The following is a 13,954-nucleotide window of genomic DNA, read 5'->3' on the forward strand; positions in this document are numbered from 1 at the left end:
GTAGTGAACAAAAAGAAAGAATTGAAACGAGAGTACCAACAGAATCATACCCCGATGGGTATCTACCAGATCCGCAACACCGCCAATGACAAAGTCTTCATCGGCACGGCCCTTAATCTTCCGGGCGTACTCAACGGGCAGAAATTTCAACTAAGCGCGGGGTCTCATCTGAACAAGAGACTTCAGGCCGATTGGAATGAGTTCGGTAGCGAAAGCTTCACCTTTGAAATTCTCGATGAGCTCTCGGCTACGGAAGGGCCCTCTCATGACTATCGAGCAGACCTGGCGTTCTTGGAAGAGTTTTGGCTTGAGACGGTGCAACCCTACGGCGAGCGTGGATACAACGAGAAGAAAAAAGACAAAGAAGAGATGCTGAGACTCATTGCCCAGAACAGGCTATCGAAACAATCAAAATGAGGCCAGACTTGCTGGCCGCAAGCAGTCATCGTGTGCGACACTCGGAGCTTGCCAAGGCCGGCCGGCTTGGCGCCATACGGCGCGCATACTTTGAAAAAGTCGGGGCGGTCACTTCAACCCATCGCGAGCGCCTTTGTTGGCGGTCTCGGCCTCTTCTATGGCTCCGCTCATCGCGGCTATCTCGCTCTCAGATTTCAACTCGGGCTTGAGTGTCCGCAGCGTTTGCAAGTGTTTATCCGTCGAGTCGCGCAGAAACGCTAACGCCTTTGGCAACGCGGAGCTCTTCGGGTTGCGCTCGTATGCGTCTTCGAGCTTCGCGATGCATTCCGAGATGGCCCGCGCATAGTGACGAAGCAGTTCCGCGCGGCTCACCTTCGGCACTGCGCCCCATTCGCGCTCTTCTTCTTCAACTTTCTTTTCATCCTTTTTGTCGGTGCGCGCCGGCGCCGGTCCAACAATCGCGTTGAGCCTGCGGTCCGCAATCTTCATGAAAACCTTAACGCGCGCGTCCGCCGCCTGAGCCTCCCGCACGTGGTTGTCTTCTTCATCAGTCAGGTAATCGACGGGCGTTTGCCCGTGCGCGCTACCCGCTTTGAAGTCAACCGCCGCGAGCTTCATGACCGGACTCTTACGATCAGCAAGCGCCGCCCGTTGGAAATTCATGTTTCTTCGAAAGGTCATCACGCCGAATACCAGTGGTGGAGCCGGCGGGTTCTTAGCCGGAGCTTCCTTGGGCGGCGGTTCGCTCTTAGGTTTCTTCTCCTCGTCGGGATCTTTCAACACATCCCCGGAAGCAAACGCCTCGTTCAGCGCTTGCACTCGGAGCTGCTTCGCGCGCTTCAGCGCGGCCTCCGCGAATACTTCGCGCTCGCCCGGGAACAATCGGTAGATCGTCTCGAGGATTTTTATTTGCCTGTACAGAGTCTGCTCGACCTTTTTCGCAAGGTCCCGTTTGCCTTCTCGAATCGCGAACGCTTCCTTCAACGCCGCGGCCGCAGCTTTGGTGTAGATGTCCAGCTCCAACTCAGCCGCGCTGTGGTTGTTGGCCTTGATCGCGTTACCCGCCACCTGGAGATGCGCGTCTGAAATCTTGAGATATGCGTCCACAAGCTTTTTCGGATTGTTGGCCTGTGCCAGGAACGCCTTATCAACCGGCGAGAGCAGTTGGCTAAGCGGTCTGGGATCCACTGGCAGCGGAGGTTCGGGGAGTTGCGCGCGGGAGCTTGCTGCCGTTACCGAGAACACACAAACGGCCATCACCAGACGAAATAACCTGACGGCGGCAACGCTGCTCGTCCGGCTGGATCCTCCCGTCTGGTGGTTTATTTTCCTTTTGGCTTGCCCGCTGATTTGCATTTGCCTTCTTTGATCAACCTCTGCAACTGGGCGGATCTCGTGTTTGCCTCTTCGACTTCGTTTTTGTTCGCGGCCGGGTCGGCCCTGCGCACGTATTCCTGATAAGCCCTGAGAGCTTGCTGGCAGTCGCCGAGATGGTCCAGCGAGATTGCCAGAAAATAATAGCTGGCCGATACATCAGGCCGAGCGTGGATGATCCAGATGAATTCACGCGCCGCTTCCGGGTATTGCTTCAGCTTAAAATGCGCCGTCGCCAGGCTGGCGTGCGCGGGATAGTTGTCAGCCTCGCGAGCTATCGCTTCTCCCAGTACCGGCAACGCGGCTTCGACCTGCAGCGAGCGCACAAGCGAGGCTCCCAACTGAGCCCGCACTCGATTGTTGCCGGGATCTGCTTCGATCGATCGCTTATAGTAATCCGCCGCCTGCGCAGGCTTCTCTTTGAAAAAGAAGTCGCCGGCTTTGGCCAACAGTTTCGCGTCTGCCGGCTTGGCGGCAAGCACGCGAGTCATCTCCATCTCGGCTTCCTGGCCCTGCCCGTTATCAGCCATCAAGCAAGCCATCTCCGCGCGGATCGCGAAGTCGTCAGGTTTCTCCAGGAGCAATCTACGATAGAGCTGAATCGCCGCCTGCAACTGGCCCGCGCGCGCGTGTAGCTCGGCGAGCTTGACGGCAAGCCCGCGTGAAGGCTGAGCGCGATACGCCGCGCTATATTCTTCGATCGCCTTTGCAAAATCACCGCGGGTTTCCAGCAAACGCGCGCGGCCTTCGTGAGCCGTGGCGTTGTTTGCGTCCAGCTCGATTGCGCGCGAGTAATCCGCAAACGCCTCTGCCGATTTTCCGAGCCGCTCCTCGGCAACTCCGGCCAGCGCGTATGCAAGCGGCGCCTCTTCGCGTTGTTCGATGGCAACACGCAGGTGCTCGATCGCGCGCGCGGGCTCGCCCGACTTGAGAAGCGCACTCGCCAAATAGACGCGAACGCCCGGCAGTTTCGGGTCCAGTTCGACGGCGCGCGCAAGCGCGCGCGTGGCATCTTCGGTCTGTCCTCGATCAAGCCAAATCTGTCCCAGGCTGCGATGAGCCCGCGCAAAACTGGGCTCGAGCTGAATGACTTTTTTCAGGTCGGTTTCGGCTTCGGGCTCGCGGCCGAGCTTGAGCAACGCGGTGGCTCGCTGATAGTAGGCTTGAAACAAAGAGGGGTCAGCCACGATGGCCGTTGTATAGAACCTCACCGCTGAGTTGAGGTCGCCACGCTGCTGAGCGTTTTGTCCTTCATCAAAAGCCGCAGCCGCGCTGTGTTTGCTGTCGGCCGAGGTGGCGCGGGGCGATTGCGCGAATGCGACGCGCGAGGGAAAGACAACCAAAATAACCGAAGCTGCTACGGCCAGGAGACGCATTGCTCTTACAACCTCGGATCGATCATAGCACCTGCATTATCGGCCTTCAACGGCGGCGCCGTCCGCGTTACTTGGACTGCGCCGCCCTCGACCAGGCTGTATCATCTATCGAGCAATCGGCTGCGCATTGGTTTGGTAGCAACGTTGACGGCAGTATCCAAAAGCGCAGCCGATGCTTTGTCGAAGCAATTCGCGGCTCGAAGGCGGCGCGCTCCAAGTTATGTCTACGGCTTGTGTTCGTGCAGCCTGAGCTGCGCGATTAACGCGGGAACAATTTCCGCCCAGTCCCCAACGATGCCGAAGTCGGCTGTATGAAATATCTCTGCGTTCGCGTCGATATTGATTGCCACGATTGTGCCCGCTTGCTGGATGCCGATCGTGTGGTTGAGCGCGCCCCGCACACCGATGCCGACGTAGAGCGCCGGCGACACAACCCTGCCTGTCAGCCCGATCTGTTGATGCCGTGGAAGCCAGCCCTGATCGACGACCCGCCGCGTCGCGCCTATTTGCGCGCCCAGCGCTCGCGCCAGGGCTTCGATCGCGACAAGGTTCTCCGGTCCGCCGATTCCCGTGCCTACACAGACGATTCTCTCCGATTCATCAAGCTCGGCGACTTCCAGCGGGACCTCTTTGCGAACCTCGATCAGGCGCGCCCGCCGATCAAGAAGCTTCGGCATCGCAACATCGATCACTTCGGCAGTCCGCGACCGGTTAGGGGCAGCGGCTCGAAGCATTCCCGGTTTCACAGTCGCGATCTGCGGCAGAGTTCGAGAGTAGATCAGCGCGATGATGTTGCCGCCGAACGCGGGCTTGTGCTGGACCAGCGCTCCGTGTTCGTTGACGTCGAGGTCTATGCAGTCAGCGGTCAGCCCCACGCCAAGGCGCGCTGCAACCCTCGGCGCCAGGTCTCGCCCGTTTGCCGTCGAAGGAAGCAGGACGACGGCCGGGCTGTAGCTGTTGATCGCGCCGGCCAGCAGCGACGTGTACGCGGCAGTCGTATATCTGGTCAGTAGTTCGTCTTCGGCGAGATAGATTCTATCCGCGCCGTGAGCCGCCAGAGTTTTAGCGTGAGTGGTCACGTCAGCTCCGGCCACGAACGCCGCGAGCCGCGCGTTGAGCATTCTCGCCAGCTCAATCCCCTTCCCCAGCAACTCGAAGCTCACGCGACGGAGCTTGCCGTCGAGCAACTCTGCTACCGCCCACACTTCACCTCCGCTCGAGGATTCGAGGGTGGCATTCGGCGCCGGTTCAATCTCACGTCCATCTGTTCTGTCGCTCAAAGCGCCGCGCGCTTCGAGCCACTCTATCAACTTCGCCGCCTTCTCTTCCGCGTTTGCGCCTTCGATCATCTCGACCTGCCGGGTTCGCGCAATCGACCTGATCTCTTGCACCCAGGTCGGCGAGCCTGAGAATCCGAATATGCTGGTATCGGCAGATAGTTCGGCGGCAGTGACTTCGACGATGGGCTTCGCGCGCCCGGCCTCGAGTTGAGGCTCTTTGACTTTGATCGGACGGATGAGCCGCTCAGCGGCTGTCAGTAACACCGGCAAGTCGCACTCGATCGTTTCGAAACCATCGTCGGTCTCGCGCTCGATCGTGAGGTGCTTGTGATCTTCGCTCAACTCGAGCCTGGTCGCGCCGGTCACTTGCGGCAGATCGAGCATCTCGGCAAGCTCGGGACCGACTTGCCCGGTCTCGGCGTCAACACTGTACTTGCCGCAGAAGATGATGTCGTAGTGTTCGCGCCGAAGTGCAAGCGCGAGCGCTCGCGCGGTCGCAAGCGTATCGGATCCGGCGAAGGCTTTATCGACCAGATGTATCGCCCTATCAGCGCCGGCCCCGAGACATTCGACCAACGCGTCGCGAGCTTGTGGCGGACCCATGGTGAAGACCACAACCTCGCCGCCGCATACGTCGCGCAGGCGAATTGCTTCGGCGAGCGCCCGCCGGTCGAAGGGGTTTACCGAGTTGGGCACGCCTTCTCTGACGATGGTGTTTGTTTCGGGGTTGAACTTAATCTCGGCGACTTCGGGAACTTGCTTTATGCAGACGATCAGCCTCATTGAGTAACCTTAGGCGAATAGACCGCGGATTAGACGGATGCGACGGATTCCCACTGATCTGATCCGTGCAAATCCGTCGCATCCGTCTAATCCGTGGTCTATTTCTTCGTTGTCTTTTTCTTTCTCTGCTTTGGGTCGGGCGGTGGGATGATTCCCGGCTTGAGCAGTTCCGCGATTGGTGTTCCTTCCGCATTCGAGAAACTCAATCCCAAAACCGCGGCGGCGGTTGGTCCTATATCGATCATTCGCGCGAGCGCCATCTTCGCGCCGACCCTCGCGCCCGCGCCATACACGATCAGCGACGAGCGCATGTCAGCTCGGGTAGGCAACTGACCATGCGTTCCGCGATAGTCTTTGGCGTCGTGAGTCTCCGGCCCGGTCAGTTCTTCGCCGAATGAAATGCCGGGCGCCGCGTCCAGCATCAGCACAGCAGTCGGGACTGCTTGCATCCGTTTCATCTCTGCCTGGTTCAACACCCGGTTGATCGGACCTTTGCTCGCAGCCAACCGGTTGAAGATCGATGTCACCTTCGCGGCGGTCTCTTTGTCAGCCGGGTCGCGCAGCACGATGGCGCACGAGCCGCCTGCGGGCCACGCCGCGGCTTTCCAATCCGTAGGCTTTCCGTCCGCCCCCAGCGTTATGAGTTTCTCCTTGACCAGTGTGACGTTCGGCTCGAACTTCCGGGTCACTTCGGCGAAGCCGTGATCCGAAACAAGAAAGAAAGTCGTCCGATCAAAGATGCCCGCCTTGCGCGTAGCTTCGATGATGCGGCCAACGTAGCCATCCATTCGCTCGGTTGTTGCGGCCGCGGCCGGCGTGCGCGGACCGATCTTGTGATGCACATCGTCGAGCGCGATAACGTGAATCAGCATCAAGTTGGGCTTGTAGGTGTTGATGATGTACTCGCTGATCGCCGCGCGCCGTCCGTCGGTAGTGTTGTCGCCTCCCGACCCGCCGGCGAGCGCTTTCTCGAGCAGCCCTGGCGTCGAGTACTGAGCAGTGCGCTTTCCGGTCGGTGGATTTTCCTTCGGGTCGGCAATCTCGGGAACGCTGTAGTCGATGTCCGCTCCAACAGTCACCGGCCAACCGACATTCGCGGTTATCAGTCCCGCTTTCTTCGCGATGCTCCATAGCGTTTCGGTTTTCAGAGCCTCGGCGAACCAATACCACTCGCGAGTCTGAGGCTCAGTCGGGGCCTCAAATATCCGGTTCTGAACTATGCCGTGCACGGCCGGGCGCACTCCGGTAATCATGGTTGTGTGAGCCGGATAAGTCACCGACGGAAATATGCCCTCGACTCCTTCGGCATAAGCGCCTCCGAGTTTCATCTGCACAAGACTGGGGACTCGCAGCCCAAGCCGCGCAGGCTCCAGATAGTAATCGGGCACCAATCCATCAATCGAAATCATTATTACGTGAGCATCGCGCCGGGGCGGCGGCGTTGCGGCAGGCTGGTTCTGACTTGCTTGCGGTGACGCCGGCAGGAGCAGCGATGCGAACAACAGGCAGATGATTGCGAGTAGCCTGTTCGAGCGAAACAGTTTATTCATTGCTGAAGGCCTACCTTCCTTACGAGGATTCGACTGACAGTCGCCAAGCTAATGCTTTGATAGTCCGGCGTCAAGTTTGAGGCAGCGTACGTTCATTGCCGAGGATTCGGTTTCTGACATGAGAATCAACCGCTGACCTACGCTCACTGACGTAACGCTGGTTTTCGCAGACTCAGCGAGAATCCGCGTTAGGTCACTCAGCGTGGATCAGCGGTTATTTCCGATCCGTCTCGCCCAACGATCACCTCGCCCGAGTACTCGCGTTCCAACTCGGCCTTCAGCTCGCCTTCATTCACCTCGAAGTAAAAGTGGGTGACTATGAGTTTCGCGGCTCCTGCCTGAGCCGCTAAGCGAGCCGCTTGCCTCACCGATAGATGTGGCACACCCTCGCGAGGCTCGCGAAAAGAACACTCCGAAATCAGCAAGTCCGCCTTGTTGAAAAAGCGCGCCAGCTCCTCGCTGTAGTCCGTGTCCCCGGTGTAACAGAGCGCGCGGCCGCGGCTTTCGATCCTGACCGCCAGGCTTTCTTCCGTGTGTGGCGTCTTCTCGACCGAAAGCGTCGAGTCGCTTCCCAGTTCAAGCCTCTCGCCCGGCGTTAGCATTCTCACGCTGACCGGAAACTTCGCTTCGAAGAGTTTCGAGCCGAACGCCATCTTGAGTCCGTCCATTACGCGGTCGAGCCCGCGCGGACCGATGATTGTGAAAGGCTCCTTGCGATCGGTTTTCATTCCGTACTGAAACGCGAAGAACAAAGAAGCCAGTTCGCCAATGTGGTCTACGTGAAAGTGGCTGACGAACAGGTGAGTCATCTGATCCCATGGCAAACCGTATCGGGCGAGCGCGTGCACGGTTCCGGCTCCGCAGTCCATCATGACTCGCGCATCGGGCAGTTCGACGAAGTAGCCGGCAGAGTTTCGCGAACCGCTTGGGACAACAGTGCCTGAACCGAGGATCGTCAATTTCACTGTGCTTACCTCGAACTTGTGCGCTAAGAGTGCTCCGCATTCTATCACGCGGGTTGTGGGCAGCACACGAACACCAACTGACGGTAGTGTCCTAATCTTGTGTTGATATTTGCAGGTGCCCTGGCGCACGGCCGATGACGAGCGACGGAATATTTGGACTGCGGCGGCCTTTGTGCGTTGCCGCCGCTTTTTGGTTATCGTCGACGAAACGACAGAAAGCGGTGGCAACGCAAAGACGCCACCGCAGTCCAAATACGCGGTCGCTAATAGTGTCCTACTTGACCAACACAAGATTAGAACACTACCCAACTGACCCGTTTGTTGACACACGACTATCCGTTACTCTAGCATCGCACGAGTCGGTCAGCGGCGTCGGTCAATCCATGGACGCTGCTCAGCAACGGATCGAGCGGCGCGCAAGGACGAATGACGGCACCGAAGACTAAGCAAGCCGAAGCGGCCGAGCAAACAGATTCACCTTCCCGCGCCGGCGTCGTAATAGCCATCCTCTTTCTGGTTTTCTTTTTGGGCAGCAGCGATCACCAGATGATCTCGCCTTTGCTTCCTCTCATCGCGCGCGAGTTTGGACTAAAGGAAGGCGAAGTCGGACGGCTGATCGGTCCGGCCTATGCGCTGGCGGCGGCGACCGCGGCATTGCTGGTTGGCCCACTCTCTGACCGCTTCGGGCGGCGCAGGTTCCTGCTATACGCTTCGATTCTGTTCGGGGTGTCGCTGGTTTCGGTCTGGCTAGTCGCCGATGTTCGAGTGCTCACAGGCGTGAGGCTGTTGACGGGGCTTGCGGCCGGGACCTTTTCAACTTGTTCGATTGCTTACGTGGCGGACTACTTTCCGTATAAGCGCCGGGCCGTGGCGATGAGCATAGTGCAAGCCGGCTACTTCGGAGCGCTGGTCGTGGGAGTCCAGATCGCGAACAACATCGCGCAGTGGCAGGGCTGGCGCATAAGCTTCGTTGCGTTCGGCTTGTTGTCGATGGTTGCCTTCCTGTCAGTGCTCGCCCTGCTGCCCGAGGACAAGCACCTGATGACGGATCAGGGGCCTTCGGCGATCGTCGCGGGCAGATTTCACAATATCAGAATGCTCTTCGACAATCGCGAACGCGTTGCCGCCATCGCAGCGGCGTTCTTTGTGTCCGGTGGATTCGTCGGCTTCTTTTTCTATCTCGGATCCTGGCTGAAGCAAAGCCTTCAGTTTACGACTCGCGATTTTGATCTTGTGTTCGCGTTGATCGGCGTGGCCCTGCTGATAGGCGTGGTCGTTGCGGGGCCGGTATCAGACAGAGTCGGCAAGCGGGGCGTCTCAATACTCAGCACGATTCTGCTGGCCGCGATGCTGCTGATCATTCCGGCGCTGGGCCGGGGCGTCCTGCTGCACGCGTGCTTGATGGCGGCCGCGCTCGCCTTCTCATTTCGACAGGGCCCACTGCAAGCGCTGGCGACGGAACTGGTGCCTCGACGATCGCGCGGCACATTGGTCGCGGCTCGCAACACCGCTTCGCAGATCGGCATCGCCATCGCGACGGTGGCTTGCGGCCAGCTCTACGATCACGTGGGCTATCGGGCCGTCGGGCTGTTCAGCGGAATCGTGACCTTAGCCGCGGCCGTTTGCATCTTTATCATGAAAGAGCCGAATGAAAGAGCCGATTCTGGTTGAACCGGCAGCGTGAACTCATGAGCCAATCAAACAAATCTGAAAGTCCGAAAGCAAAGCCTTCCAGATGGCGGCGCATCCTCAAGCGCGTTGTCATAACTTTGATCGTCGTCGTGGTGGTCCTTGTGTTCGGCGTGTTGCCGTGGGGTTTTGCCGCGCTGGTGACCGGCGCAGGAACGCGCCCCATGGACCGCAACCTTACTGAGACCCCGGCCACCTTCGGCGCACCGTTCCAGGATGTAGAGTTCCAGACTTCGGATGGCGTGAAGATAAGCGGCTGGCTGATTCCCGGCCGCGACAAGCGCACAACAATCATCTATTCGCACGGGCTTTTCAGGTCGCGCCGCGAGCTACTAAAACGCGCGATGGAACTATGGCGGCTGGGCTACGGCGCATTGCTCTACGACTCTCGCAATCACGGTGGCAGCGGAAAGGCTCGCGTCAGCCTGGGCTACAACGAGAGGCTGGACGTTGAAGCGGCGGTGCGTTATCTGCGCGAAGAGGTCCACTCGACGGACCGAATAATTTCGTTCGGGATTTCCATGGGAGCGACGGCCGCTCTGCTTGCGGCGGCCGAGACTCCCGAGATCGCAGCCGTCGTTTCAGACAGCTCGTTTCTATCGTTCAAGGACACCGTTGATCATCACATCAAGATGTTCCTGCACCTTCCGCCGTTTCCGATCGCAAACGAGTTGAGGTTTTTCATCGAGCGCCGCGCGGGTTTCGACGGTTCGCAGTGTGACGCGCTCGAAGCAGTTAAGCGAAGCGGCGACCGGCCCATTCTGTTCATCGCGGCCGCACACGACCGCAGGATGCCTCCCGAGATAGCGCAAAGGCTCTACGACGCTTCAACGAGTTCGAAGCGGGATCTGTTAGTAGTTGACGGACCAGGATCGCAGATTCACGCGCACGCTTATCAGGCAAATGAATCTCTGTACATCAGCAAAGTGGCGCAGTTTCTTGATTCGGCCTTCCGCGACGGAACCGCCGTCGATATGATAGGAGCGAAATAATTATTTCATCTCCGGGATCTGACCACGCTGAACTGTACGTGATTAATGTTTGAAATTGAGTTCACACCAGAGGCGATAGAGGACCTTAGGGCGCTCAGAAAGCACGAAAGGAATCGAATCATCGAGGGAATCGAACGGCAGCTTCCGCATGAGCCCGACCTGGAGACACGAAACAGGAAGAAGCTTCGGCCTAACCAAGTTTCGGAGTGGGAACTGAGAATCGACAGGTTCCGCGTGTTTTATGACATCGATGAACAATCGCGGATTGTAAAAGTCGAGGCAGTCGGTTACAAGAGAGGTAGCGCCCTCTTTATTCACGGGGAGGAATACGAGCTGTGAAGACAGTCAAAGTATCCAAGCGAGCCAAAGGCGTTAACACTCTTCTCGAACAAGCCCAAAGAGAAAACCTGATTGTGCGTTCTCACGACGGTCGAGAGTTCATTCTCGCGGAGATAGATGACTTTGATCGAGAGATTGAATTAACGCGGCGAAACAAGAAGCTGATGAAACTCCTGGACACGCGAGGCAAGCAAACCAAGACAATCTCTCTGGAAGAAGCCAAGGCTCAGCTAAGTTAGACGTTCAATACCAAACAAGTAGGAGCTGGCTAATTCAGCTCAGCCTCAACAGCATGCCATTCTAACCAACCCGCCTTTTCACGGTCGCCACCGGCAGCTTTCAATTCGGCCATTGCTTGCTTTGCGATGTCCACGTCTTCCAGCGTCTCCAACCATTCGATGAGAGCTTCCCAGTCGTCGGCATTTACGAGAGCAAAACGTTTGTCCTTTACGGTGACGAACTGAACAGATTGCAATGCTTCCAATGCACTCATTTGAACTCCCTCCGCTTGTATTTCCCAGCAGGAGAGTAGTCTAGCTTAGTATTAGTATCTATGCATCAAGTCCTAGCTGAACTAGGGAGATTGGTTATCATTGCAGTGTACTCAGAACAGGAGTGAGTGATCTGGTGATTTGTGATAATTGCGGGAAAGAGGGCGCGCGCGTTCGTCACGTGAGCAGAAGCTATGGGAAAGGCGATAACCTGCTAGTTATCGAAAATGTTCCGATTGTTAGCTGTCCTCACTGCGGCGAGAGTTATCTAACCGCTGAGACGCTGCACGAGATAGAGCGCATCAAGCTTCATCGCAAAAGATTCGCGGCACAGCGCAAAGTAGCGGTCGCGGCTTTCGTTCAAGCGAATCGCTAGGAGTTCGTGCACACCTACACCTTTGCGTTGCCGAAGGAAGATTCTAGCAGTAGTCTAGTCGCACCTGCGCGAGGGATCTGTCGCATGTCGGCTCAGGATATTACCGAGGGCTTTAGGAAGCTGTCGCCAAGTGAGAAGATCCGCCTCCTCCAGAAGCTGTGGGACGAGGTCGCCGACGAAGTTGTCAGCGAGCCTCTGCAGGAGTCGCAACGACGTCTCCTCGATGAGCGCGTTCAACAGCACGACGAGAATCCGGGCGACGTAGAACCGTGGGCGAAAACACGAGACGACATTCTCAGTGAACTGTGAGCTATCGCCTCTTAACCAGACGACAAGCCAAGGCTGACCTGCGTCAGGCAGCTCGATGGTACGAGCAACAATTGAACGGGTTGGGGCGCAAGACCGTTGCACGTCGTTAGCGCGTTCGCTCGCTGTTATGTAAAAAGAGCCCGCGCCGCAATGTCGCCAATATCCAAGCGAGCTAAGGGATTCATGAGTGGACCTCGTTTAGTACTTTGTGAATGAAGGCCCGCGTACTACCTTCTCCTCGTGGCCGGAGATATGGTCCTTGGTTCTGGCAACAGAATCTCTTCGACCTTATCGACGACTTCCTGAACAGCAGCCCAATACTTTTCCACGCGAGCTAACGATACTGAGGCACCCCCGCCATGAGCGATGTCGTTCCGAAGGCCAATGATGCTGTTGAGCGCGGCTTTTCGCTCGTCGACCAAATACTTCTCAAGCTGAGAGGCCCACCCCGCGTCGAAGCTGCCCACGATACGGAGAAGACGCTCATCATCCACATTTGAAAGGCGCTTCAACGACACATCGAGAAACGATCGGAGCGGAGTAGCCGTCTTACCTTGTGCGTAAGCCAGAATAATTTCAGCAACTGACCGTTCCACGAAGCCTGACACAAGGACGCATAGATGTCTTGCAAAGTCTGCCTGAAGTTCACTCGGATCCGATAATTCTGCTAGTTGTTTCGCTCGCTCAAAAGCCGCCGTCAGTCTTCGCTTTCGCAGTTCGACCTCACGAACCGTGCCCATTAGGATTACTCCGCCCCTGAGATCAAAGAGGTTGCCAATTTGAGCCTCTGCTTGACGTTTTCCTCGTTCGCGGTAGCACGAGAAATTGCCGCCTGAAAACTCTCATCACGAAGAAGTAGGTTGTATGCTGCCTTGAGTGAAGTAGGGTCAGGAGCGCCGCCTTTTGCCGTAATGCGACGGGCCACGCCGACCATGACTGCATCGACTACCGCTGCGTTCAGCGTGCCTTTTGGCTTAAACGCTTTGGGTCCGATTGCTCGAAGAATCGCATCGGATGTCTGCTCAAAGAAACTTCGGAATTCAGCTTCGAGGGATGGGTCAAGGTTGCGGCGGTGAGCCATGTAACTACTCAAGAACCCCTTCATGGGCGGTGCGTACTTCTTACTGCTCTCGAGAAGAGCAAAAAACCGAAGGATGAGTTCGATATCTTTAAGCCGTTTCGACTTACGCCCAAACAAAGCCCGCCAACTGGCGTGGACATTCAATGAGCTTAGAAGCTGAACAAACCGTCCGTGATAGAGTGCGACTCTTATCTCTTGCGGATGAAGTGACGTGCCCCCAGAGTTCAGGCGCTCGAAGATCAGATAGATGCTGCTCAGGTCCTCGCTTGGCTCATCCTGCCGAATTATCGTCGCATGTACGACAGAATCATTTAGACGTCGCCGATCGGCAGCCTCAAGCTGCTGATAGGTCCGATCCTTGAAGCGATCCTGTACGGCTTCCAAGGAAAAGGCCCCGCCTTCCCAGTTATTCGCGTAGAACCAGTACAGAGTTTGTAGACGCTGATGACCATCTAAAACCAGATGCTTGCCACTCTCTTCCTTAACAAGGAAGATGCCGGGCACAGGAAGGCCGAGCAAGAGCGACTCGATGAAGCGGTCCGCCTGAAGTTTCTTCCAAACGTACTCGCGCTGGAATCGTACAGGAGAGTCCGCTGTTGCGGTTGATAGGCTGAATAGAGGTATGAAAATGTCGCCTTCCTTCAACCGTCTAACCAGCAAGTCGACCGGGTAGTCAGCGCCGTATGCCGTAATCGCATAAGTGTAGGGGATCACCTCGGCGACCTCATCAACGTCCAACACGCCATCGATAATGAGTGCGTCGCTTGCTGGCTCCTTCCGAGCCCGGGTTGCTCTAACTGACATGCTCCTCCCTATCTCGACAAATCCCGCGAAAGAATTAGCGGGTCCTAAAATCCAGGCAGCGGAGCGATCAAGATCCCGCATACAATACTACGAGTCGTTCCGCTGTGCGACGGGTTGTTAGGGCTTCG

General features: G+C 57.3%; 15 protein-coding genes. 7 read left to right on the forward strand and 8 right to left on the reverse strand.

Annotated features, from left to right (window positions below; translation table 11 throughout):
- Positions 1–3: 3 nt before the first annotated feature.
- Positions 4–417, forward strand: a complete 414-nt coding sequence (locus AABO57_16795; GenBank protein MEK6287401.1) for a GIY-YIG nuclease family protein — start codon at positions 4–6, stop codon at positions 415–417.
- Positions 418–525: 108 nt separating this feature from the next.
- Here the strand turns inward: AABO57_16795 and AABO57_16800 are convergent, their stop codons facing one another.
- From AABO57_16800 to AABO57_16820, 5 genes are all read right to left on the reverse strand, one after another.
- Positions 526–1,773 carry a hypothetical protein gene (locus AABO57_16800; protein ID MEK6287402.1) on the reverse strand — a complete coding sequence of 416 codons (1,248 nt, stop codon included), beginning with the start codon at positions 1,771–1,773 and terminating at the stop codon, positions 526–528.
- Positions 1,740–3,167 (reverse strand): tetratricopeptide repeat protein, encoded by a 1,428-nt coding sequence (locus AABO57_16805; GenBank protein MEK6287403.1) that lies wholly within the window; start codon positions 3,165–3,167, stop codon positions 1,740–1,742. The genes AABO57_16800 and AABO57_16805 overlap by 34 nt, the downstream gene beginning before the upstream one ends.
- 224 nt (positions 3,168–3,391) lie before the next feature.
- Entirely contained in the window at positions 3,392–5,230 is a 1,839-nt protein-coding gene (locus AABO57_16810) for an FAD-binding protein (GenBank protein MEK6287404.1), read from the reverse strand.
- A 98-nt stretch (positions 5,231–5,328) separates the two neighbouring features.
- Positions 5,329–6,780, reverse strand: a complete 1,452-nt coding sequence (locus AABO57_16815; protein ID MEK6287405.1) for an alkaline phosphatase family protein — start codon at positions 6,778–6,780, stop codon at positions 5,329–5,331.
- A 197-nt stretch (positions 6,781–6,977) separates the two neighbouring features.
- Entirely contained in the window at positions 6,978–7,745 is a 768-nt protein-coding gene (locus AABO57_16820; protein ID MEK6287406.1) for a ribonuclease Z, read from the reverse strand.
- 426 nt (positions 7,746–8,171) lie between these two features.
- On the opposite strand from AABO57_16820, the gene AABO57_16825 reads away from it, so the two are divergent.
- From AABO57_16825 to AABO57_16840, 4 genes are read left to right on the forward strand one after another with little or no spacing between them, the layout of a single operon-like run.
- A complete protein-coding gene (locus AABO57_16825; protein ID MEK6287407.1) occupies positions 8,172–9,416 on the forward strand; it encodes an MFS transporter in 1,245 nt (414 codons plus the stop codon).
- Positions 9,417–9,433: 17 nt separating this feature from the next.
- Positions 9,434–10,426 (forward strand): alpha/beta fold hydrolase, encoded by a 993-nt coding sequence (locus tag AABO57_16830; GenBank protein ID MEK6287408.1) that lies wholly within the window; start codon positions 9,434–9,436, stop codon positions 10,424–10,426.
- A gap of 45 nt (positions 10,427–10,471) precedes the next feature.
- Entirely contained in the window at positions 10,472–10,765 is a 294-nt protein-coding gene (locus tag AABO57_16835; protein ID MEK6287409.1) for a type II toxin-antitoxin system RelE/ParE family toxin, read from the forward strand.
- Positions 10,762–11,004, forward strand: coding sequence for a hypothetical protein (locus AABO57_16840; GenBank protein ID MEK6287410.1), 243 nt, complete (start codon positions 10,762–10,764; stop codon positions 11,002–11,004). Before AABO57_16835 ends, AABO57_16840 begins: the two co-directional genes overlap by 4 nt.
- A 29-nt stretch (positions 11,005–11,033) precedes the next feature.
- On the opposite strand, the gene AABO57_16845 is transcribed toward AABO57_16840, so the two are convergent.
- Positions 11,034–11,258 (reverse strand): hypothetical protein, encoded by a 225-nt coding sequence (locus AABO57_16845; protein MEK6287411.1) that lies wholly within the window; start codon positions 11,256–11,258, stop codon positions 11,034–11,036.
- Positions 11,259–11,392: 134 nt separating this feature from the next.
- On the opposite strand from AABO57_16845, the gene AABO57_16850 reads away from it, so the two are divergent.
- On the forward strand, positions 11,393–11,632 hold the full coding sequence (locus tag AABO57_16850) for a type II toxin-antitoxin system MqsA family antitoxin (protein MEK6287412.1): 240 nt from the start codon (positions 11,393–11,395) through the stop codon (positions 11,630–11,632).
- Positions 11,633–11,716: 84 nt separating this feature from the next.
- Entirely contained in the window at positions 11,717–11,941 is a 225-nt protein-coding gene (locus AABO57_16855) for an addiction module protein (protein MEK6287413.1), read from the forward strand.
- A 227-nt stretch (positions 11,942–12,168) separates the two neighbouring features.
- Here AABO57_16855 and AABO57_16860 read toward each other — a convergent pair whose 3' ends face one another.
- Positions 12,169–12,681 carry a HEPN domain-containing protein gene (locus AABO57_16860; GenBank protein MEK6287414.1) on the reverse strand — a complete coding sequence of 171 codons (513 nt, stop codon included), beginning with the start codon at positions 12,679–12,681 and terminating at the stop codon, positions 12,169–12,171.
- 5 nt (positions 12,682–12,686) lie between these two features.
- Positions 12,687–13,826, reverse strand: a complete 1,140-nt coding sequence (locus AABO57_16865) for a DUF262 domain-containing protein (GenBank protein MEK6287415.1) — start codon at positions 13,824–13,826, stop codon at positions 12,687–12,689.
- Positions 13,827–13,954 lie beyond the last annotated feature (128 nt).

The sequence above is a fragment of the Acidobacteriota bacterium genome, assembly GCA_038040445.1.
GTDB classification, from domain to species: domain Bacteria; phylum Acidobacteriota; class Blastocatellia; order UBA7656; family UBA7656; genus Onstottus_A; species Onstottus_A frigus.

What these genes read in the sequence shown, in the direction of transcription:
- AABO57_16800 (MEK6287402.1), bottom strand. Translation starts at nt 1,773, where the DNA reads ATGCAAATCAGCGGGCAAGCCAAAAGGAAAATAAACCACCAGACGGGA.
- AABO57_16805 (MEK6287403.1), bottom strand. Translation starts at nt 3,167, where the DNA reads ATGCGTCTCCTGGCCGTAGCAGCTTCGGTTATTTTGGTTGTCTTTCCC.
- AABO57_16810 (MEK6287404.1), bottom strand. Translation starts at nt 5,230, where the DNA reads ATGAGGCTGATCGTCTGCATAAAGCAAGTTCCCGAAGTCGCCGAGATT.
- AABO57_16815 (MEK6287405.1), bottom strand. Translation starts at nt 6,780, where the DNA reads ATGAATAAACTGTTTCGCTCGAACAGGCTACTCGCAATCATCTGCCTG.
- AABO57_16825 (MEK6287407.1), top strand. Translation starts at nt 8,172, where the DNA reads ATGACGGCACCGAAGACTAAGCAAGCCGAAGCGGCCGAGCAAACAGAT.
- AABO57_16830 (MEK6287408.1), top strand. Translation starts at nt 9,434, where the DNA reads ATGAGCCAATCAAACAAATCTGAAAGTCCGAAAGCAAAGCCTTCCAGA.
- AABO57_16835 (MEK6287409.1), top strand. Translation starts at nt 10,472, where the DNA reads ATGTTTGAAATTGAGTTCACACCAGAGGCGATAGAGGACCTTAGGGCG.
- AABO57_16845 (MEK6287411.1), bottom strand. Translation starts at nt 11,258, where the DNA reads ATGAGTGCATTGGAAGCATTGCAATCTGTTCAGTTCGTCACCGTAAAG.
- AABO57_16855 (MEK6287413.1), top strand. Translation starts at nt 11,717, where the DNA reads ATGTCGGCTCAGGATATTACCGAGGGCTTTAGGAAGCTGTCGCCAAGT.
- AABO57_16860 (MEK6287414.1), bottom strand. Translation starts at nt 12,681, where the DNA reads ATGGGCACGGTTCGTGAGGTCGAACTGCGAAAGCGAAGACTGACGGCG.
- AABO57_16865 (MEK6287415.1), bottom strand. Translation starts at nt 13,826, where the DNA reads ATGTCAGTTAGAGCAACCCGGGCTCGGAAGGAGCCAGCAAGCGACGCA.